This is a genomic window from Streptomyces sp. NBC_01232, assembly GCF_035989885.1.
In the GTDB taxonomy this organism is placed as follows: domain Bacteria; phylum Actinomycetota; class Actinomycetes; order Streptomycetales; family Streptomycetaceae; genus Streptomyces.
In genome coordinates this window covers 6142250-6160832 of record NZ_CP108518.1, presented here as the reverse complement: position 1 = coordinate 6160832, position 18583 = coordinate 6142250, and the positions used below count along the sequence as shown (strand labels likewise).

Genomic DNA, 18583 nt, shown 5'->3' with positions numbered 1-18583 from the left:
GTGCTCCTCTTCGTCGGCGGGTGCCGGATCGCGGGTTCGGAAAACCCGGACCCAGGGGTGTTAATAAAAACGATAACCATTACAGTACCCTTCGAACGTGGCACTCCTGCCCGGTGCACGACGACACCCCTGCTCCTTCCAGACCGGAGAACCCATGCGCCACCGCGCCCGATTCGGCATTCCCCTCACGCTCGTCCTGGCCCTCGCGACCGCGGGCTGCGCGACGACCACCACCACCGCCGTCGACGACCGCGCGGCGGCCGGCGCCCCGGCCGCATTCAGCAGTTGCGGGCGGCAGCTCTCCTTCGACCGGCCCCCCGAGCGCGCCGTCACCCTGGACCAGACCTCGACCGAGACCCTGCTGGAACTGGGGCTCCAGGAACGGATGGCCGGGACGGCCAACCTGAAGACGAAGATCCCCGCGCAGTACCAGGAGGCGTACGCCAAGGTCCCGGTCATCGCCCCCAAGCTCGCCACCGGCGAGCAACTGCGATCCGCCACACCCGACTTCGTGATCGGCGGCTCCACCGACCTCTACACGAAGGACCGGGCCGGCACCCGCGAGGAGCTGGCGGCCCTGGGGGTCCCCACCTTCGTCAGCGCCGTGGACTGCCCGCAGCAGAACGAGGCCGGCAAATCCCCCTTCGAACTGCTCTTCTCCGACTACGAGCGGCTCGGCAGGGCCTTCGGCAGCGAGGAGCGGGCGGGCGAGCTCGCCCGGGAGCAGCGCGCCGCCGTCGCCAAGGCCGGTGAGAACGCGTCCAAGGCCGTCGGCCAGGGCGGCAAGCGGCCCACCGTCGTGTACCTCTACTCGGTCTTCAACGGCATGCCGTACGTCGCGGGCCGGACCGGACTGCCCAGTGAAATGAGCCGGATCGTCGGCGCACAGAACGCCTTCGACGACGTGGACGAGGACTGGCCGGAGGTCTCCTGGGAGGAGGTCGCCAGGCGGAACCCGGACTTCATCGTGATCGGCGACCTGTCCGAGCGCGGCCGGCCGGGCGACAGCGCCGCCGAGAAGCGCGACACCATGGCCGCGGACCCCGTGGTCTCCCGGCTGGCGGCGGTGCGCGAGAACCGGATCGTCGAGGTGCCGGGCATCGAACTCGACCCCTCCGTACGCTCCGTGCACGCCCTGGGGCTGCTGGCGGCCGCGATGAAGGACCTCGGGTATGTCCGCTGACCCGGCGGCTGCCGTGGACCTGCTGCTGCCGGCCGCCCGCGGAGTCCGGGTCGACGCGCCCTCGCCGCCGACCCGGACCGGGCGGACCGGGGCCCCGGCCCGGGCGGGGCTGTTCCTCGCGGGGGTGCTCGTACTGGCCGCCTCGGTGGCGGCCGGGACCCGTATCGGCACCGCCGACGTGGGATGGGCCGACCTCGGCCGGGCGCTCGGGGCCCGGCTGGGCCTGGGCACCGAACCGCTGCCGCCGCTGCTGGACTCGCTCGTCTGGGACCTGCGGCTGCCGCGGGTCCTGATGGCCGCCCTGGTCGGTGCCTCGCTCGCGGTCTGCGGCACCGTGCTCCAGGCCGTCACCCGCAACGCGCTGGCCGACCCGTACCTGCTCGGGGTGTCCTCGGGCGCCTCGGCCGGGGCCGTCGCCGTGGCCGTCCTGCCCCTGTCCGGGCTCGGCGCCGGACCGCTCGGAATCACGGGCGGCGCCCTGGTCGGCGCCCTGCTCTCCTTCGGCCTGCTGCTGGCGCTGCTGCGGCGGACCGGCCTGGACTCGGTCCGCATCACCTTGACCGGCGTGGTCGTCGGGCAGCTGTTCACCGCCCTGACCTCGCTCGTCCTCATGGCATCGGCCGACGCCGACACCACGCGCGCCCTCACCCACTGGCTGCTGGGCTCGATGGCCCCGGCCCGCTGGGACTCCGTCGTGGTCTGCGCGATCGTCACCCCGCTCGGGCTGGCGGCCGCCTGGCTGTGCGCGAACGCCCTCGACGGCCTCGCGTTCGGCGCCGACACCGCCGCCTCCCTGGGGATCGGCGTACGGCGCACCCGGATGCTGCTGCTCGTGGTGACGGCCGTGCTGACCTCGGTGGCCGTGGCCACGGTCGGCGCCATCGGGTTCGTCGGGCTGATCGTCCCGCACGGGGTGCGCTTCCTCGCCGGTCCCCTGCACCGGGTGCTGCTGCCCCACGCGGCGCTCGCGGGCGCGGTGTTCCTGGTGTGGACCGACGCCCTGGCGCGCGTGGCCTTCGCACCGCGCGAGGTACCGGTCGGCGTGATCACCGCGCTGCTCGGCGTACCGCTGTTCCTCCTCGTCCTGCGCAGGAGGGGTGAGCTGTGAGGATCACCGCCGAAGGACTGAGCTGGTCGGCCTCGGGCACACCCGTCGTCCGCGGGGTCGGCCTGGACATCGCGCCGGGCGAGACGGTCGGGCTGCTGGGCCCCAACGGCTCGGGCAAGTCCTCGCTGTTGCGCTGCCTGGCCGGGCTGCGCATGCCCGACGCGGGCACGGTGCGCTACGACGGACAGCCCGTACGGGACTGGAGCGCCCGCCGGATCGCCCGCCGGATCGCCTTCGTGGAGCAGGACTCCGGATTCGACACCGACCTCGGCGTCGCCGACGTCGTGGGGCTGGGGCGGACCCCCTTCCGCGACCGCTGGCGCGGACCGGACGCCACCGACCGGGCGGTCGTCGCCGCCGCACTGGACCGGGTGGGGCTCACCGCCCTCGCCGGACGGTCCTGGAGGACGCTGTCCGGCGGCGAGCGGCAGCGCACCCACATCGCCCGCGCGCTCGCCCAGCAGCCGTACGGCCTGCTCCTCGACGAGCCCACCAACCATCTCGACGTCAAGCACCAGTTGGAGCTCATGGAGCTGCTCGCCGGCACCGGGCAGACGGTACTGGTCGCCCTGCACGACCTCACCCTGGCCGCCCGCTACTGCGACCGGCTGCTGCTCATGGACCGGGGCCGCCTGATCGCCGCCGGCGCCCCCGCCGCCGTCCTGACGGCCGGGCACCTCGCCCGGATCTTCGACGTGGACGCCGAACTGGCCACCGACTCCCGCGGGCGCCCCACGGTCTCCTACCGCGGGCCGCTGCGCGCCCCTGCATCCGCTCGCGCAGCCGATGCCGCTCCCGCACTCACCTCCGTACCCGAACAAGGAACGTCATGACGCCCCAGACAGCCACGCCGCCCATGCCCGCACCGACCGTCGATGCCCTCATCGCCGCCGTACTGGCAGGTGAACACGGCCCGCTGCCCGCCGAGTCCGTGGCGACCAGCGTGTTCTGGATCCACCACGGCACCCGGCTGGCAGGCGGCCACACCACCTACCTCAACCAGTACGTCCTGGTGCGTCTCGGCGCCTCCTTCGGAGGCTGCGCCTTCGAAGCCGGCGAGATCGACCCGTCGATCTGCCGGGACTCCTCGGGCGTCCCGCTCGACGTCCTGCTGCGCGAGGCGCCGCGCCCGCTGCGGATCGCCGCCCTCGACGCGTACCTGTCCGGGCAGCGGCCGCACCGCGACGCCGGAGCGGAGCCGGTGATCCTCCCCGCCGGTACCCCCGAAGTGCGGGCCGCGGCGCGCGACGCGGCCATCGCCGGACTGCTGGACATCGACGCGGGCGCGCGGGTCGGCCTCATCGGCGTGGTCGACCCGCTGGTCGCGGCCATCCGCGAGCGCGGCGGCGAACCGCTGCCGTGCGACTTCAACCTCAGGGCCACCCGGTGGGGCGATCCCGTGACCACCGACATGCACGAGGTGCTGGAGCGCGCCGACGCCGTCGTCGCCACCGGCATGACCCTCGGGAACGGCTCCTTCGACACCGTCCTGGGCCGGTGCCGCGCCCGGGGGATCCCGCTGGTCGTCTACGCGCAGAGCGGCAGCGCGGTGGCCCGGGCCTTCCTCGGCTCCGGGGTGACCGCCCTGTCCGCGGAACCCTTTCCCTTCTCCCAGTTCAGCGCCGACCCGACGACCCTCTACCGCTACCGGACGGCGGGGCGGCCGTGACCGCGCCCACCGCACACCACGGGGCGGGGCACGGGGCGGGACACGGTCCGGGGCACAGCGCGGGGTACGGCGCGGGGCAGGCCTCCTGCCACCACGGCGAGATCCTCCAGGGCGTCTTCCTCGACGCCGCCGGGCGCCGGTGCGCCGGCCTGGTCACCCTGCCGATGACCGGACCGGCCAGCCGGGCCGAGTTCACCCGCCGCCCCGGCACCCCGCCGGAACAGCTCACCGTCCTGCCGGGCGACCGTACGAAGGCCGCCCGCGCGGCGGTCCTCGCCGTCGAGGAGTGCGCGCTGCGGCGCCGGGAGCCGCCCTGCGGAGGGGAGTTGCGGATCACCGGCGACATCCCGGTGGGCCTGGGCATGGGCAGCTCCACCAGCGATGTCATCGCCGTCGTACGGGCGGTCGCGGACTCCTACGGGATGCGGCTGGCGCCCGGCACCGTCGCCCGGCTGGCGGTGCGCGCCGAACAGGCCTGCGACCCGCTGATGCTCGACGCCCGCCCGGTGCTCTTCGCCCAGCGGGAGGGACGGGTCCTGGAGGTCCTCGGCGCCTGCCTGCCACCCCTCGTCGTGGTGGGCTGCGCCCTCGGCAAAGGCGCGCCGGTGGACACCCTCTCCCTGCCGGTCCGCGCGTACGACGACAGCGACGTACGTGCCTTCGAGCGGCTGCGCGCCCTGCTGCGGCGGGCTGTGGCCACGGCTGACGCGGCCCTGCTGGGCCGGGTCGCGAGCGCCAGCGCACGACGGGGACAACAGGCCCTGTGCCACCCGGAGTTCGACACGCTCACCGACATCGCCCGGCGGCTCGGGGCCGTGGGGGTGCAGATCGCGCACAGCGGCGCGGTGGCCGGCCTGCTCCTCGATCCGGCAGCCCGCGGGCTGCGCCACCGGATCCGTGACTGCGTACGGGCCCTGGACAGCAACGGCATCACGGTCACCCGTGTCTTCACGACCCTCTCTCCCCTCCCGACGACCAAGGAGTTCCCGAGTGGACCAGCACATCGCGGAGGCCATCGGCCGGCCGGACCTGATACGCCTCGACGACCGGCTCATCTGCCTGCGCTTTGAGAGCATGAAGGTCGCCTCCGCCCTCGCCGCCGTCCGCCACCTGCTCGACACCGGGGTCGTGCGGCGCGGGGACACCCTGCTGGACAGCTCCAGCGGGATCTACGCCCATGCTCTCGCCCTGGCCTGCCACCGGCACGGCATGCGCTGCCACATCGTCGGCTCGACGACCGTCGATCACACGCTGCGCGTCCAGCTCGCCCTCCTCGGCGCGACGCTGGAGCAGATGGAGCCCTGCAGCGACCTGAAGCTGGACCAGAAGCGGCGGGTCGAGCGCATCCACGAGATCCTCGCCGAGCACCCCGAATACCACTGGATGCGCCAGTACCACGACGACATCCACTACCTGGGCTACCGGGCCGTGGCCGAGCAGATCCGCAGGTCCACGGGCGAGGAGCGCCTCACCATCGTCGGAGGGGTCGGCTCGGGCGCCTCCACCGGGGCCCTCGCCCGCTACCTCCGGGAGGACTCCCCCGACGTCGGGCTCGTCGGCGTGCAGCCCTTCGGCAGTGTCACCTTCGGCGCGGAGCACGTCGCCGACCCCGAGATCATCATCGCCGGGATCGGCAGCTCCATCCCCTTCGGGAACGTCGGCCACGCGTCGTACGACACGCTGCACTGGATCTCCTTCGACGCCGCGCTGGCGGGCAGCGTCGATCTGCTGCGGCGGCACGCGGTGTTCGCCGGTCTGTCCACCGGGGCCGGCTACCTCGCCGCGCGCTGGGAACGGTCCCGGGCCCCGGAACGTACGGTCCTGTTCATCGCCGCCGACACCGGGCACCGCTACGTGGACAGCGTGTACGCCCGCCACCGCGAGGCGGCCGCCGTCGACTCCCTGGCTCCGCTCCCGGTCACGTCCCCGGCCGAACTGGCGCTCCCCTGGTCCCGGATGTGCTGGAACCGGGCCGCGGGCGCGGAGCCGGTCTCAGCGAGGCAGTGTGACCAGCCCCGTTTCGTAGGCGGTGATCACGAGCTGGACCCGGTCCCGGGCGCCCAGCTTGGTGAGCAGCCGTGAGACGTGCGACTTGGCGGTGGCCACCGTGATGAAGAGGTCCTCCGCGATCTCGGTGTTGGACCTGCCGCGTCCGACCAGGGTCAGCACTTCCCTTTCCCGTTCGGTGATGCCCTCGACCGGCCGCGGGGGACGCGCAGGAACGACTTCGGGGCGCCCGACGAAATCGGCGATCAGACGGCGCGTCACACCCGGTGCGATCAGTGCGTCGCCGGCGGCGACCACGCGGACCGCCGCGAGGATGTCGTCCAGCGCCATGTCCTTGACCATGAAGCCGCTCGCGCCGGCCCGGAGCGCGCCGTAGACATAGTCGTCCTCGTCGAATGTGGTCAGGACGAGGACGCGGGTCGTCGCGGGACCGGCCATGATCAGGCGGGTGGCCTCGATCCCGTCCATGCCGGGCATCCGGATGTCCATCACCACGACGTCGGGGCTGACATCTTGGACCAGCCGGACCGCCTCGGCACCGGTGCGGGCCTCGCCGACGACCTCCAGGTCGGGATGATCGGCCATGAGTACGCGCAGACCGGACCGCACCAGCGGCTGGTCATCGGCGAGCACCACTCGTACGGTCATCGGGCCTCCACCGGAACTCCGACGGGTGCGGGCAGCGGCAGCCTGGCCGCGACCCGGAAGCCGCCCTCGGCCCACGGTCCGGCGCTGAGGTGACCGCCCAGCAGGGCGACCCGCTCCCGCATCCCGATGATGCCGAAACCGCGGGCCGAGCTGTCCCCGGTGGCGCCGCGCCCGTCGTCGACGACCTCCACGGACAGTTCCTCGTCCCCGTGGTCGATGGCCACCCGGCAACGCCCGGTGCCCGCGTGACGGACCACGTTGGTCAGCGCCTCCTGCACGATCCGGTAGGCGGACAGGTCGATGTCGGCCGGCAGGGGACGCTGCTTCCCGGTGCGGCGCACGTCGACGCGTACCCCTGCGTCCGCGGTCGCTGCCGCCAGCCGTTCGACGTCCGCCAGCCCCGGCGAGGGCGCGAGCGGTGACGGCTCCGATCCGGTGGCGCCCTGGTCGGCCTGACGGAGCGACACCAGCGTGCGACGAAGACCCGACAGGGTCTCCCTACTGGTGGCTTCGATGGCGCGCAGGGCCTCGCGGGCCTCCGCCGGCTGGGTCTGGATCACCCGGCTGCCTACACCGGCCTGGATGGCGATGATGCCGATGCTGTGCGCGACCATGTCGTGCAGCTCCCTTGCGATCCGCAGCCTTTCGGCGGTCACGGCCTCGGCCACCTCCTGTGAACGCAGTGCCGCCACGTGCTCACGGCGCTCGCGGCTCAGCAGACCGACCGTGCAGGACGCGGCCGTCGCCAAGAGGGCGATCACGACGTTGACGATCAGGTTGTCCCCGTGCGCGAAGACTGCGATGACCAGGAGCTGCACGGAGCAGGACACGGTTACGGCGACGAGCGAGGCTCGCCGGGTGCAGGTGACGACGATGAAGCCCAGGACGAGGTCCACCGCCAGGAACGACAGGAACTGCCCCTGATACCCCGCCGACAGGTCCGCATGGACGGAGCTCGGGGTGCCCACCACCACGGCGGTGGATCCGATGATCGCCATGGCCAGAGCCAGCAGCGGCGTCCGTCGTACCACGCCGACGAGCAGGCTCACGGCCAGCAGCGACCCGACCCCGTGGGCCGTGCCCGAGGCCTGCGGCGCGCCACCCACCAGCAGACCCGCCATGAGCAGGTAGGAGGCACCCCCCGCCCAGGCCACGGCCTTCGTTCTCGTCATCGGCGGCGTGCCCCGGACCGGGGAACAAGGCCGCGGTACGCCGTACGCGCAGGCAGCGGAATGATCGTTATGAGGTCCACACCGCGAGACTAACCGGCCCACCGCCCGCGCGGTATTGGCCCCGGGACGTACGCCCACGGGCCAACCCTGCCGCGCGATTGCCTCCCACGGCCCCATGCCCGGCCGGGGTCCTCCCGGCAGTGTGGATGCCGTGATCGAAGTCAACGAACTCACCAAGCGCTACGGCCGCAAGACGGCCGTCGACCATCTGTCCTTCACCGTGCGGCCGGGCCAGGTCACCGGATTCCTCGGCCCCAACGGAGCCGGCAAGTCCACCACCCTGCGGATGATCCTCGGCCTGGATGCGCCCACCACCGGCTCCGCCACCGTCAGCGGCGTCCCCTTCCACCAGCACGCGCGCGGACTGCGGCACGTCGGCGCCCTCCTCGACGCCGGACAGGTCCACGGCGGCCGCCGCGCCGCCGCCCACCTGTCCGCCCTGGCCCGCAGCAACGGCATCCCGCGGCGCCGGGTGGACGAGGTGCTCCAGGAAGTCGGGCTGGCCGAGGCGGCGAGCCGTCGCATCGGCGGTTTCTCCCTCGGCATGAAGCAGCGGCTGGGGATCGCCACGGCCCTGCTCGGCGACCCGCCCGTGCTCATGTTCGACGAGCCGATCAACGGCATGGACCCGGAAGGCGTGCTCTGGGTACGCCGGCTCTTCCGGCGTCTGGCCGCCGAGGGACGAACCGTCTTCCTCTCCAGCCACCTCATGTCGGAAATGGAGAACACCGCCGACCAGCTCGTCGTCATCGGCCGGGGTCGCCTCATCGCCGCCGAGTCGGTACGGGACTTCGCGGCACGCGGAACCCGTCGCAGCGTCGTGGTGGCGACACCACAGGCCGCCGAGCTGACAGCCCTGCTGACCGCGGCGGGCGCAACGGTCGAACCGGAAGGCTCGGCGGGCAGCGAGAAACTCGCCGTGACCGGGCTCCCGGCAGACCGGATCGGAGCGCTCGCCTTCGAGAACCGGATCCGGCTGGACGAACTGACCATCCACGCAGCCTCGTTGGAGGCGGCGTTCATGGAACTCACCGTCGACAGTGTCGAATACCAGGCAGGACAGCCCCGATGACCACACTCGCCCCTGTCCCCCCGACCACCCCGGTCACCGGGCCGCCCACCCGCTTCCGCGACCTGCTCGCCTCCGAGTGGATCAAGATGCGGTCCCTGCGCTCCACACCATGGACGATCGCACTCACCATCGTGTTCGTCATCGGGTCCTCCGCCGTGGCCACACTCGCGGACAGCGCCGCCCGCTCCGGCCCCGCTGACTTCCTGCCCTACGACGCCTATCCGCCGGCCGGCTACTGGACGCTGATGCTCGTCGCCGGCAGCATCGGCGCGCTCACCGTCGTGAGCGAGTACAGCAGCGGCCTGATCCGCACCACCACCGTGGCCGTGCCCGCCCGCGGCTCGGTGGTCCTGGCCAAGGCGGCCGTCACCGCCACGCTGTGGACCGCGGTCGGCGCGGTCATCGCCACCGGTTCCTTCCTGGTCTCCCAGGCCGTCCTGAGCGGGCGGCACGCCGGGGTCCCGCTCACCCACCCCGGGGTGTTCCGGGCGCTGGTGGCATCCGCGCTGCTGGCCCCGGTCTGCGCCCTGATCGGTCTGGGCCTCGGCGTCCTGCTCCGCCACAGCGCCGCAACCATGCTCGCCTGCGTCTTCACCCTGCTCATGCTGCCCCCCATGTTCACGGAGAACGATCGCTGGTCGGCGGCCGTCAACCACGCGATGGTGTCGACCGCCTGGAAGCGCCTGGTCCAGAACTGGGACCCGGACCCCGGATCCCTGGGACACGCCGCCACGGTCCCCGGCTCCTGGATCGTGTACGCACTCTGGCCACTGCTCGCGGTCGTGCTCGCCGTGCTCGTCGTGAGGCACCGCGATGTGTGAGCGTGCCTCTGCGAGAGACCCGGAGGCGCGGACCGGGCAGGTGACAGGGCGCTGCAGGGGGACGGTGTCGTCCGGTCAGCCGCTGGGGGTGCCCAGGCGTACCACCTGGGGAGTGTGGAGGCTCTTCCGGTTGCCGGTCTGAGGGTCGATGCGAAAGACGCCGCTGGCTCCTTCGATGACGTTGGTGACGTCGAAGAGGTAGAGCTGCGCTCTGACCGCATAGACGGTGGGCGGCGTCTGGGGCGGGTCGACGGCGTTGCGGATGGCCAGGATCGCGGTGCCGGTCGCGTCGTGGGCCATGACTGCCCATCCGCTGGCCAGGTGGCCTGTGTCGAACTTCTGATCGTGGTGGACGCGACCGAAGTCGTCGGCGAAGGCCTGGTAGAGGCCTCGGTCGGGGTTGGTGTTGTCACCGAGCTGGCTGGGATCGGCGAGCGGGACGTAAAGGACTGAAATGGGTGCATCGGGGTCGTTCAGGGCAGGCAGCTTGCGATCCAGAGTGGCCGCGTCGGAGCCCGTGACCACGGTGATCGGGATGGTGCGACACTGCCGCTGGCGCAACTTCTCCAGGAAGGTGGGCAGGAAGGTCGCGCGCCCTGCGTAGACCACCACGTCGGGTGTGACCTTGCCGCAGAGGTTCTTGCTGATGGTGCCGAGGCTGGTCTGCGCGGCGCCGCCTCGAACGTCGAAGTTGAAGGAGATACTTCCGGCCTGCAGGTAGGGAAGGAGCCCGGTTGCCGGGTTCTGGGCTGCCTTTGCGATGGAGTTCGTGTAGAAGTCGGGGGTTCCGGCGGGAGTGGTCGGGGCGGTCACAAGGGCGGCGGTCTTCAGCTCCGGACGCTTGCGGAGTTCCTGACTGATCGCCTGCAGCTGTGCGCTGGAGTTGGCTGCGACACGTACCAGACCCTCGATCCTGGCTCCGGTGTCGATACTTCCGGTGGTATCGAATCCGTCTGCGGTGATGACGTCGCCGACCATCGGGATGGAGGCTGCCGACAGTGACCGTGCGGCATCGATCGACTCCTGCTGGCTCAGGCCCATCCCGGTCACCGCGACGAGCGGGCCCGCTGCGCCGGGCGCACTGCTCATCGTCTTGAGCTGGTCGACGACTCCATGCCAATGCGTTTCGTCCGAGCCCATGTTGGCCAGCACCAGCCGAATCTTGGGGTAGACGTCGCCCTTGTTCGCCTTGAGCACTGCGATGAGGGCTCCCTCGATCTGGTGCACGGCGCGGTCGCCGGTCAGGCTGCCCGGGCCCTGGGTCAGCGGCCCCATCAGCGCCACGGTGACATAGCCGTCGGTCTTCTCCACGGCCGTGTTCTCGGCGTTGAGCACGGCCAGTGCCGGCTCGAGCCCGGGACCGAAGACGCCTGGCCCGTCACTGCCGTCGGTGATCCCCACACACACGTCGGACGCAGTCGTCAGGGCCTGGTTCGTGGTGCCGCAATGAGCCTTGCGAAACTGCGCGTCCACTTTCCGCTGATTCTCGAGATTCTCAAGATCCTCAGCCACCCTCCCCCACTCTACGTACCACCACCAGCCACCCGCGATCAAAGCGAGCACCGACACCAACGCGATCACCACCATCAGCCAGCGCGGAAGCCTGAGCCAGAAGCTCCGCCCCGCACCTGATCGTGCCGACACTGCGGATACCTGCGCCGAGACCGGCGACTCGGAGGGCTCCGCGCAAACCGGGCTTCCAGCCCGGTCGGTTGCAGGACGGCCATCCGCTGGATCAGGCCCCTGCACAGGGGCCTTGGGGCGCCGGTCCTCCGGGGGCGCATCTGCGTCCGCCGCCGAGCCGGCCGGAGAACCGCCCTGGGACGGGGCCGTGGCCCGCTGGCGCTTGCTCTCCCACTGGGCGCGCCGCTGGGCCAGCTTGACGTCCTGCCAGGACCCGCGCCACTCCTTGACGAGGGCGGAGTCGGCGCGAAACTTTACGGCGGTCGGCTTGTCCAGGCCGCTGGGGGTGGTGACGACCCGGACGAACTCGAGGAGCGACTCCAGGGAGGGCAGGCGCTTGCCGGAGAGCATCTCGGTCACGCCGGTGGTGGTCAGGCGCGGCTGCACGGAGGCGGCGGCGACCGTCGCGTAGGAGGGGGAACCGCCGGAAATGTGGAGCAGGTTCAGCTTCTCGGCGAAGGCAGCCAGCGCTGCCTCGTACGCCTCGACCGCCTCGCTGTCCCGCGGCTCGACCCCGGATTCTTCGGCTGCCATCCAACCCCCTGCCAGTACGGAAAGGCCACGCTAGAGGGCGGTGAGACCGTACGTATGCGGAATGCTCCGAACGGTTACGAACGCCTCGGCCCGTCCGGAACCGGCCCGGTCTCCATCGGCCGAAACGCAATGACGTCCGGGTCCGGGCGGGCCCGTACGGATCACTGGGAACCCGGCAGAAGACGCGCTCTCCTGGAGTCATGACCGACACCGGCACCACCCCGCAGACACCCGACCCCGACCGGCCCCCCGCCGCCCGCGAACCCGAACTGGAGACCAGGCGGCACCGCACCCCCGATGCCGTGGTCCTGGTCGCGCTCCTCGCGACCTGCGCCGGCACCTATCTCACCGTCGGCGAAGCCGGATTCGCCGGAGTCATCAGCGCCGTCGCCGCCCTCTACGGCACCTGGCGAGCACGCCGCTGAATCCGGCGAGCGAGCGGACCCCAGCCGGTCGCCCCACGGCCCGCCAGCGTGTCGGGGACCGTCAGCAGGTCGCCCGGACGGCCTGTGCGCACCCCGGGCAGTGGCGGCCGCGGCTGCCATCCGGCAGTCGCCGGTATGCGCCCGCTCCGGGTTGCGGCGTACGCCTCCGGCGCGGGCGGCAGGGAAGGCCGGCCCGCCCGGCGGCAAGGTTGCCGGCGGGCCGCGTAGGCCGCTTGTCCCCACGACCCGCCCGTCCTGCCGCAGCAGGTTGCGGTACGGGAAGTCGCCGTGCGTCCACCTGTGGGGCCCGGCCGGGACCTCGCCCTTCGGCCCGGCAGCGGCGTACCGCGCCAGGAGGCCGCGCCGGTGGTGGAGGGCCTCGTGGCGTCGCGCCAGAAGGACGCCGAGATCGCGCGCCTGGGCAAGGGTGAGGTCGGTCCCCTGGACGTGCTCACCCTCGACCCAGGGCAGCACGCAGTAGCCATGGCCGCCGATCTCCGCCACCGGATCGCCGCCGCGGGTGCCCAGCCGGTCAGGCGTGGTTGACCGGGAGGACGTCCGGGGAGAGGGAGCCGGCATGGGCCGCGGCCGAGGTCATGCGGCGCAGGTGGTGGCGGCGGCAGAGCACCTCGTAGCCGATCTCCTCCGCCGGGCGGTTCACATCGCCCACGACGACCTGGGCGCCCTCGACGACCATCTCCCCGCCCACCGTACGGGCGTTGTGCGTGGCACGGGCGCCGCACCAGCACAGCGCCTCCACCTGGAGCTGTTCGAGGCGGTCCGCCAGCTCGATCAGTCGCTGCGAGCCCGGGAACAGCTTCGTGCGGAAGTCGGTGGTGATGCCGAAGGCGAACACGTCCAGGCCGAGGTCGTCGACGACACGGGCCAGCTGGTCGATCTGCTCGGGAGCCAGGAACTGCGCCTCGTCCACGATCACGTAGTCCGCCTTGCCGCCCTTGGACAACTGCGCGACCAGGTACGCGTACAGGTCCATGCCCTCCGGCGCCTCGACCGCCTCCGTCACCAGCCCCAGGCGCGAGGACAGCTTGCCCTCACCCGCCCGGTCGTCCCGCGTGAAGATGACTCCCTGCAGGCCCCGGGCGTCACGGTTGTGGGCGATCTGGAGCGCCAGGGTCTTCTTACTGGGGCATCCACCATCTCGGCTGAACCGGGCCCGCCCAGGGGTAGCGCCCGGGACGGGTGGGTTACATCTGCCGGAGTCTGTCATTGGCTTCGCCGAGGGTGAACCGGGCCGGGTCGAACCCCACCCCGGAGTCGAGGCCAAGCCACCGCACGAGGTCGTCGTGCTCCGTCCGCGTCGGATCGGCAAGAGTCCGCTTGAGGTCTTCATAGGCCCCGGCGCCTCCGCAGTCCTCAGGAGGGCAGGCGCCGGAACCGGCTACGCAGACGGGATAGCTCCGGTCCGCCTCGGCTGAGAGCCGGTGCTCCACCGTGACGCGGTGGTCCCAGGAGTCACCGAAGTCGTACGTGTACACAAGACTCCCTCCCTCCTTGAGCAGGGCGCCGAGACTGACGACCCGCTCGTCCCCGAAGTCGAGCTCGGTGTTGGCCCGGCCGTACTGGACGCCGTCCACGGTGAAGGCGTGCATATGGCTGTTCTCCCAGCCCATGACAGCCTGGATCACGGCATGCGCTTGGTCGAGCCGGGCCGCGGCCGGCACCAGCACACGTCGCCAGACCGCCGGTTCGACAATGTCCTCTAGATCGATGCGCAGCTGGAACACCGGGTCTCCGGGGAGCGGTTCGCCGCGCATCACGGCCACGGCCCGCCTGCCCTGACCGGTCAGCTCCACGGTGTCATCGTCGCTTCGGACGGCCCCGAGGGCCGCGAGGGCGTCGAGCAACAGCCGCACGTCACGGTCGTTGCTACCGCGCCAGCCCCGCAGCCGCTCGGGCGGCACATCGTCGAGGATGTAGGGAGCGGTCACCGCCTGCCACACCGCTCTGCGCAGCGCGTCGCCGGCGACCGGGCCGCGAGCCGCGTAGAGCCGATGCAGCAGCGCCCGCAGGCCGGCGGCGTACTCCTGCGAGAAGACCGACTCAAGCCAACCCGAGACCAGTACGGCACTCCCGATGCGCGGTACCGCTTCGAAGAGGGCGTCCCACAGGCCGTCGGGCCGGTCGAGCAGCCGGGCGTTCTTCTTCACCGGGAGCAGACGGCCACCGGCAACCCTCAGCAGTCGGGCGGCCTTAGCCCATTCCACCAGCAGATTCAGGTGGTACAGCTCCTCGCTGGACTTCGTCTTGAACATCCGGTCACCGATCACCGGGTCCATCTGGTCGCCGGTGTCCAGCAGCTCCACCAAGGTCCGGGCGTCCGCGAGCGTGAGGCGGCCGGTCTGCGTCAATTTCCGTCCCGCGCCGATCCACCCGACCAACTCCCGCACCTGTCCGGCTGTCTTGCCATGAGGCTCGTCCACAACCGCTCCGTTCCGTCCTCTCGCCACCTCGCCGAACCTACCCTCCCGCACCGCCGTCAGCCGTAGGGTGCTTCTGGTGAGCGAGTACCAGTACTACGAGTTTCAGGCCCTCGACCGGCCGCTGAGCGGCGACCAGCGGGAAGCACTGCGGGGCGTCTCCAGCCGTGCCAGGATCACCGCCACCAGCTTCACCAACGAGTACCACTGGGGCGACCTGCGGGAGAATCCGCGAAACCTGGTGGAGCGGTACTTCGACGCCCATCTGTACGTCGCCAGCTGGGGCACACACCGGCTGATGCTCCGCCTGCCCCTACAGCGCCTGGCCCTGCGCAGCGTCCAACCGTACGGTCTCGGCCACCACGTCGAAACCTGGGCCACCCGGACCCACCTTCTCCTCGACCTGACCAGCGAGGACGAGGGCGGCGACTGGGTCGAGGGAGCCGATGATTCGCTGGCCGCCGTCATCGGCGTACGCGAGGAACTCGCCACCGGCGATATGCGGCCCCTCTATCTGGCGTGGCTCTCCGCCCTCTCTGCCTGGGAAGCCGAAGACGACGACGAAGAGGAGTACCAGTCCGCCCTGGAGCCTCCCGTCCCCGCCGGCCTGGGCGAACTCACGGCTCCGCAAAGCGCGCTCGCGGACTTCCTGCGCGTCGACACCGACTTGCTCGCTGTCGCCGCACAGAGCAGCCCCGCGGCGCCGGAACCCGCGGCCGGTCTGACACGGAAGGAGCTCGCGCAACTCGTCTCCGCCCTCCCGGACAAGGAGAAGGACGCCCTACTGCTGCGCCTCGCCCTCGGCCCGGAACCCCACCTGCACACCGACCTCCTGCACCGCCTGCGAGACACCTCCACCCCCGGGGCCGCACCCGGGAACCGGACCGCCGCCCAGCTCCTGGATGCCGCGCACACCCACCGTGCCCAGCGCCAGGGCCACGCCGAACGCGACCGGTTGCGAGCCCGCGCCGAGCGCCTGACCGCACTCGCCGCCGAGGCGGACGCCATCTGGAACCAGGCCGAAGCACACATCGCCACCAAGAAGACCAGCGCCTACGACGCGACTGTCACCCTCCTTCGTGACCTGCGCGATGCCTGCGCTCACACCGGCCACGGTGTCGATTTCCAGCAGCGTCTGGGGCTCCTGCGCGACACCTACCGGAGCCGGCCCGGCCTCATCCACCGTCTCGACAGTCACGGCCTCCGCTAACTCGGCCGTCGGCATGGAAGAAGACGGTCAGGCGTGGTTGACCGGGAGGACGTCCGGGGAGAGGGCACCCACGTGGGCCACGGCCGAAGTCATCCGCTTGCGGTGGTGGCGGCGGCAGAGGACCTCGTAGCCGATCTCCCCCGCCGGGCGGTTGACGTCGCCGACGACGACCTGGGCGCCCTCGACCACCATCTCGCCGCCCACCGTACGGGCGTTGTGCGTGGCGCGGGCGCCGCACCAGCACAGGGCCTCCACCTGGAGCTGCTCCAGGCGGTCGGCCAGCTCGATCAGGCGCTGCGAGCCGGGAAAGAGCTTCGTGCGGAAGTCCGTGGTGATGCCGAAGGCGAAGACGTCCAGGCCGAGGTCGTCCACGATGCGGGCCAGCTGGTCGATCTGCTCGGGCGCGAGGAACTGGGCCTCGTCCACGATCACGTAGTCCGCCTTGCCGCCCGCCGAGAGCTGGGCGACCAGATACGCGTACAGGTCCATGCCCTCGGGCGCCTCCACGGCCTCCGTCACGAGGCCGAGGCGGGACGAGAGCTTGCCCTCGCCCGCGCGGTCGTCGCGGGTGAAGATCACGCCCTGCAGACCGCGAGCATCGCGGTTGTGCGCAATCTGGAGCGCCAGTGTGCTCTTTCCGCAGTCCATCGTTCCGGAGAAGAACACCAGCTCGGGCATGGGAAGTACGGACCTTTCGGGTCGTGGGCAGGTGGTGGGTGAGGGATGAAGGGTGAGGCGTCAGGTGCGGATTTCGAGGAGCGGGACGAGCTGCTCCGCGGCGGTCATCGAGCCGTGCATTCCGGCGAGCGCGGACTCGTTCGGCTCGTTGCGCGAGGCGGTGATCGCGGCATCGGTCTGGGCGGCCGCGACCACGTCGCCGATACGGCCGAGCACGCGCTCGTCGCACTCCCCCGGCACGCCGAACCAGCCCAGCTCCAGGGCCTCTTCGCGGCTCGCGACCCAGAACCGGTCGCCGAGCACCTCGCGCCACACGGTCAGTACGTCGGCCTGCGCGCCCGGCACCGCGTACACGTGCCGGGCCCGGCCCTCGCCGCCCAGCAGGGCGACGCCGGCGCTCAGTTCCCAGTCCTCGTCGAAGTCGATCCGGGAGTCCTCGTCGAAGGGGACGTCGACCATGCCGTGGTCCGCGGTGACGTAGAGGGCGGTGCGCGCCGGAAGCTGCTCGGCGAGCCGCTGGACGAGCCGGTCCACGTACATCAGCTGGCCACGCCAGGCGTCGGAGTCCACTCCATGGCGGTGTCCGGCCCCGTCGAGCTCGCTGTAGTACGTGTAGACGAGCGAGCGGTCACCGGCCGCGAGGCGCTCGGCCGCCAGGTCCATCCGCTCCTCGCCGGTCATCCGGCCGAGGAAGGTGCCGCCGCTGAGCGCGACCTTGGTGAGCGGGGTGGTCTGGAAGGCGGGCGAGGACACCTGGGCGGTCGCCACGCCTGCCTTGTCGGCCTGCTGGAAGACGGTCGGGTACGGCTGCCAGGGCTTCGGCGCGGTCCACGGGTGCCAGCGGAGCTGGTTCATCAGCTCGCCGGTGGCCGGGTTGCGCACGGCGTAGCCGGGCAGGCCGTGGCGGGCCGGCGGCAGCCCCGTGCCCACGGAGGCCAGCGAGGTGGCGGTGGTCGCCGGGAAGCCCGCGGTGATCGGGCGGCCGGTGCCGCCGCGCGAGCTGCCGAGGAGGGAGGTGAGGTACGGGGCCTCGTCCGGGTGGGCCTTGATCTGCTCCCAGCCCATGCCGTCGACCAGGAACACGCAGTTCCGGTCGGCCGGGGTCAGCTCCGTGATGGCGGCCGTGAAACCGGGGACGCCCTGGCCGGCCACGAGCGTGGGCAGCAGGTCGGCGAGCGACCCGGTGCCGTACTCCGGGACGGGGGCACCGGCCAGGTCCAGCAGCTCCGGCTCGGGCCACTCCTGTGCCGCGGAAAACGCCATCAGCGGGCGGGGGTGGAGGTCGCCGCCGTTGCCTCGGAGAGTGCCTGCGCGAAGACCAGGGTCTGGCGCACCGCCTCCGGGCCGTCGCCGGCCTCGCTGACGCGCAGGCTGAGGTCGTCGGCGGTGGAGTTGCCGGTGTAGCCGTGGTCGGAGTCGCAGTTCGGGTCGCCGCAGGCGGCCGGCTCCAGGTCGATCCGGGAGACCGCGCCCCAGCCGATGGTCAGGACGACCTCACGGGGCAGCGTGCCGGGGGTGTAGGACTCCGGGTTGGCGACGACGCGGCTGAGCACCACGGAGGAGATGCTGGACAGCTTGACCGACTCGGTGGAGGTGGTCGCGTACGGGGAGGGGGACCCGGCGTCGGCGGCCTGCTCGTCGGTGTGGCTGACGATGAACCGGTTACCGGTCAGGACCAGCACCGTGACGTGGCGGCGCACCTCGTTGGAGTCGAAGGTCGTCTCCTGGTGGACCAGGTACGACGAAATCGGCTCGCCGCCCACCGCGGCCTCCACGGCCTCGGCCACGAGGGCCGGGTAGTAGCCGCTGCGCTCGATCGCCGTGCGCAGCCCCTGGGTCGTCGTACCGGATTTCGCCATGGGGTCAATGGTAAGG

The 18583-nt window shown here is 71.7% G+C and carries 19 protein-coding genes; 11 read left to right on the top strand and 8 right to left on the bottom strand.

The genetic code is table 11. The features are described from left to right. Window positions 1-154: 154 nt before the first annotated feature. The 6 genes from OG444_RS28525 to OG444_RS28500 are packed head-to-tail and all read left to right on the top strand — an operon-like array spanning window position 155 to window position 6042. Entirely contained in the window at window positions 155-1183 is a 1029-nt protein-coding gene (locus tag OG444_RS28525; protein WP_327264858.1) for an ABC transporter substrate-binding protein, read from the top strand. Next, entirely contained in the window at window positions 1173-2291 is a 1119-nt protein-coding gene (locus OG444_RS28520) for a FecCD family ABC transporter permease (RefSeq protein ID WP_327264857.1), read from the top strand. Before OG444_RS28525 ends, OG444_RS28520 begins: the two co-directional genes overlap by 11 nt. Then, window positions 2288-3124, top strand: coding sequence for an ABC transporter ATP-binding protein (locus tag OG444_RS28515; RefSeq protein ID WP_327264856.1), 837 nt, complete (start codon window positions 2288-2290; stop codon window positions 3122-3124). Before OG444_RS28520 ends, OG444_RS28515 begins: the two co-directional genes overlap by 4 nt. Then, window positions 3121-3960 (top strand): Rossmann-like domain-containing protein, encoded by an 840-nt coding sequence (locus OG444_RS28510; protein ID WP_327264855.1) that lies wholly within the window; start codon window positions 3121-3123, stop codon window positions 3958-3960. Before OG444_RS28515 ends, OG444_RS28510 begins: the two co-directional genes overlap by 4 nt. Then, window positions 3957-5030, top strand: coding sequence for a GHMP family kinase ATP-binding protein (locus OG444_RS28505; RefSeq protein WP_327264854.1), 1074 nt, complete (start codon window positions 3957-3959; stop codon window positions 5028-5030). Before OG444_RS28510 ends, OG444_RS28505 begins: the two co-directional genes overlap by 4 nt. Beyond that, window positions 4951-6042: a pyridoxal-phosphate dependent enzyme gene (locus OG444_RS28500; protein ID WP_327264853.1), complete on the top strand. Its 1092-nt coding sequence runs from the start codon at window positions 4951-4953 to the stop codon at window positions 6040-6042. The genes OG444_RS28505 and OG444_RS28500 overlap by 80 nt, the downstream gene beginning before the upstream one ends. Here the strand turns inward: OG444_RS28500 and OG444_RS28495 are convergent. Both OG444_RS28495 and OG444_RS28490 read right to left on the bottom strand, forming a co-directional pair. Then, window positions 5953-6615, bottom strand: a complete 663-nt coding sequence (locus OG444_RS28495) for a response regulator transcription factor (RefSeq protein ID WP_327264852.1) — start codon at window positions 6613-6615, stop codon at window positions 5953-5955. The genes OG444_RS28500 and OG444_RS28495 overlap by 90 nt on opposite strands. Continuing rightward, entirely contained in the window at window positions 6612-7787 is a 1176-nt protein-coding gene (locus tag OG444_RS28490; RefSeq protein WP_327264851.1) for a sensor histidine kinase, read from the bottom strand. Before OG444_RS28490 ends, OG444_RS28495 begins: the two co-directional genes overlap by 4 nt. A 211-nt stretch (window positions 7788-7998) precedes the next feature. Between OG444_RS28490 and OG444_RS28485 the strand changes: the two genes are divergently transcribed. Both OG444_RS28485 and OG444_RS28480 read left to right on the top strand, forming a co-directional pair. Then, window positions 7999-8919 carry an ABC transporter ATP-binding protein gene (locus OG444_RS28485; protein ID WP_327264850.1) on the top strand — a complete coding sequence of 307 codons (921 nt, stop codon included), beginning with the start codon at window positions 7999-8001 and terminating at the stop codon, window positions 8917-8919. Beyond that, on the top strand, window positions 8916-9740 hold the full coding sequence (locus OG444_RS28480; protein WP_327264849.1) for an ABC transporter permease: 825 nt from the start codon (window positions 8916-8918) through the stop codon (window positions 9738-9740). Before OG444_RS28485 ends, OG444_RS28480 begins: the two co-directional genes overlap by 4 nt. 75 nt (window positions 9741-9815) lie before the next feature. Here the strand turns inward: OG444_RS28480 and OG444_RS28475 are convergent, their stop codons facing one another. Next, window positions 9816-11957, bottom strand: coding sequence for a hypothetical protein (locus tag OG444_RS28475; protein ID WP_327264848.1), 2142 nt, complete (start codon window positions 11955-11957; stop codon window positions 9816-9818). A gap of 200 nt (window positions 11958-12157) precedes the next feature. Between OG444_RS28475 and OG444_RS28470 the strand changes: the two genes are divergently transcribed. Together OG444_RS28470 and OG444_RS28465 are read left to right on the top strand one after the other, a co-directional pair. Continuing rightward, window positions 12158-12382: a hypothetical protein gene (locus OG444_RS28470; protein WP_327264847.1), complete on the top strand. Its 225-nt coding sequence runs from the start codon at window positions 12158-12160 to the stop codon at window positions 12380-12382. A gap of 288 nt (window positions 12383-12670) precedes the next feature. Then, a complete protein-coding gene (locus OG444_RS28465; protein ID WP_327264846.1) occupies window positions 12671-12928 on the top strand; it encodes a hypothetical protein in 258 nt (85 codons plus the stop codon). On the opposite strand, the gene OG444_RS28460 is transcribed toward OG444_RS28465, so the two are convergent. After that, entirely contained in the window at window positions 12915-13610 is a 696-nt protein-coding gene (locus OG444_RS28460) for a thymidine kinase (RefSeq protein ID WP_327264845.1), read from the bottom strand. The genes OG444_RS28465 and OG444_RS28460 overlap by 14 nt on opposite strands. Then, window positions 13588-14823 (bottom strand): plasmid pRiA4b ORF-3 family protein, encoded by a 1236-nt coding sequence (locus OG444_RS28455; protein ID WP_327264844.1) that lies wholly within the window; start codon window positions 14821-14823, stop codon window positions 13588-13590. Before OG444_RS28455 ends, OG444_RS28460 begins: the two co-directional genes overlap by 23 nt. A gap of 76 nt (window positions 14824-14899) precedes the next feature. Here OG444_RS28455 and OG444_RS28450 point away from each other — a divergent pair, with 76 nt between their 5' ends. Then, window positions 14900-16030 carry a hypothetical protein gene (locus OG444_RS28450; RefSeq protein WP_327264843.1) on the top strand — a complete coding sequence of 377 codons (1131 nt, stop codon included), beginning with the start codon at window positions 14900-14902 and terminating at the stop codon, window positions 16028-16030. Window positions 16031-16057: 27 nt separating this feature from the next. On the opposite strand, the gene OG444_RS28445 is transcribed toward OG444_RS28450, so the two are convergent. Genes OG444_RS28445 through OG444_RS28435 form a run of 3 tightly spaced genes read right to left on the bottom strand, consistent with a single transcriptional unit; the run spans window position 16058 to window position 18567 of the window. After that, complete coding sequence (locus OG444_RS28445) at window positions 16058-16708, bottom strand: thymidine kinase (protein ID WP_327264842.1); 651 nt, start codon at window positions 16706-16708, stop codon at window positions 16058-16060. 60 nt (window positions 16709-16768) lie between these two features. Continuing rightward, window positions 16769-17971 (bottom strand): alkaline phosphatase family protein, encoded by a 1203-nt coding sequence (locus OG444_RS28440; RefSeq protein WP_327264841.1) that lies wholly within the window; start codon window positions 17969-17971, stop codon window positions 16769-16771. Further along, window positions 17971-18567 carry a DUF5998 family protein gene (locus tag OG444_RS28435; RefSeq protein ID WP_073909804.1) on the bottom strand — a complete coding sequence of 199 codons (597 nt, stop codon included), beginning with the start codon at window positions 18565-18567 and terminating at the stop codon, window positions 17971-17973. The genes OG444_RS28440 and OG444_RS28435 overlap by 1 nt, the downstream gene beginning before the upstream one ends. Window positions 18568-18583: the final 16 nt, after the last annotated feature.

Bases quoted from the DNA above. Each gene is read 5' to 3' on its own strand.
- OG444_RS28525 (WP_327264858.1), top strand. From the start codon at position 155: ATGCGCCACCGCGCCCGATTCGGCATTCCCCTCACGCTCGTCCTGGCC.
- OG444_RS28520 (WP_327264857.1), top strand. From the start codon at position 1,173: ATGTCCGCTGACCCGGCGGCTGCCGTGGACCTGCTGCTGCCGGCCGCC.
- OG444_RS28510 (WP_327264855.1), top strand. From the start codon at position 3,121: ATGACGCCCCAGACAGCCACGCCGCCCATGCCCGCACCGACCGTCGAT.
- OG444_RS28495 (WP_327264852.1), bottom strand. From the start codon at position 6,615: ATGACCGTACGAGTGGTGCTCGCCGATGACCAGCCGCTGGTGCGGTCC.
- OG444_RS28490 (WP_327264851.1), bottom strand. From the start codon at position 7,787: ATGACGAGAACGAAGGCCGTGGCCTGGGCGGGGGGTGCCTCCTACCTG.
- OG444_RS28480 (WP_327264849.1), top strand. From the start codon at position 8,916: ATGACCACACTCGCCCCTGTCCCCCCGACCACCCCGGTCACCGGGCCG.
- OG444_RS28475 (WP_327264848.1), bottom strand. From the start codon at position 11,957: ATGGCAGCCGAAGAATCCGGGGTCGAGCCGCGGGACAGCGAGGCGGTC.
- OG444_RS28470 (WP_327264847.1), top strand. From the start codon at position 12,158: ATGACCGACACCGGCACCACCCCGCAGACACCCGACCCCGACCGGCCC.
- OG444_RS28460 (WP_327264845.1), bottom strand. From the start codon at position 13,610: ATGACAGACTCCGGCAGATGTAACCCACCCGTCCCGGGCGCTACCCCT.
- OG444_RS28445 (WP_327264842.1), bottom strand. From the start codon at position 16,708: ATGCCCGAGCTGGTGTTCTTCTCCGGAACGATGGACTGCGGAAAGAGC.
- OG444_RS28440 (WP_327264841.1), bottom strand. From the start codon at position 17,971: ATGGCGTTTTCCGCGGCACAGGAGTGGCCCGAGCCGGAGCTGCTGGAC.
- OG444_RS28435 (WP_073909804.1), bottom strand. From the start codon at position 18,567: ATGGCGAAATCCGGTACGACGACCCAGGGGCTGCGCACGGCGATCGAG.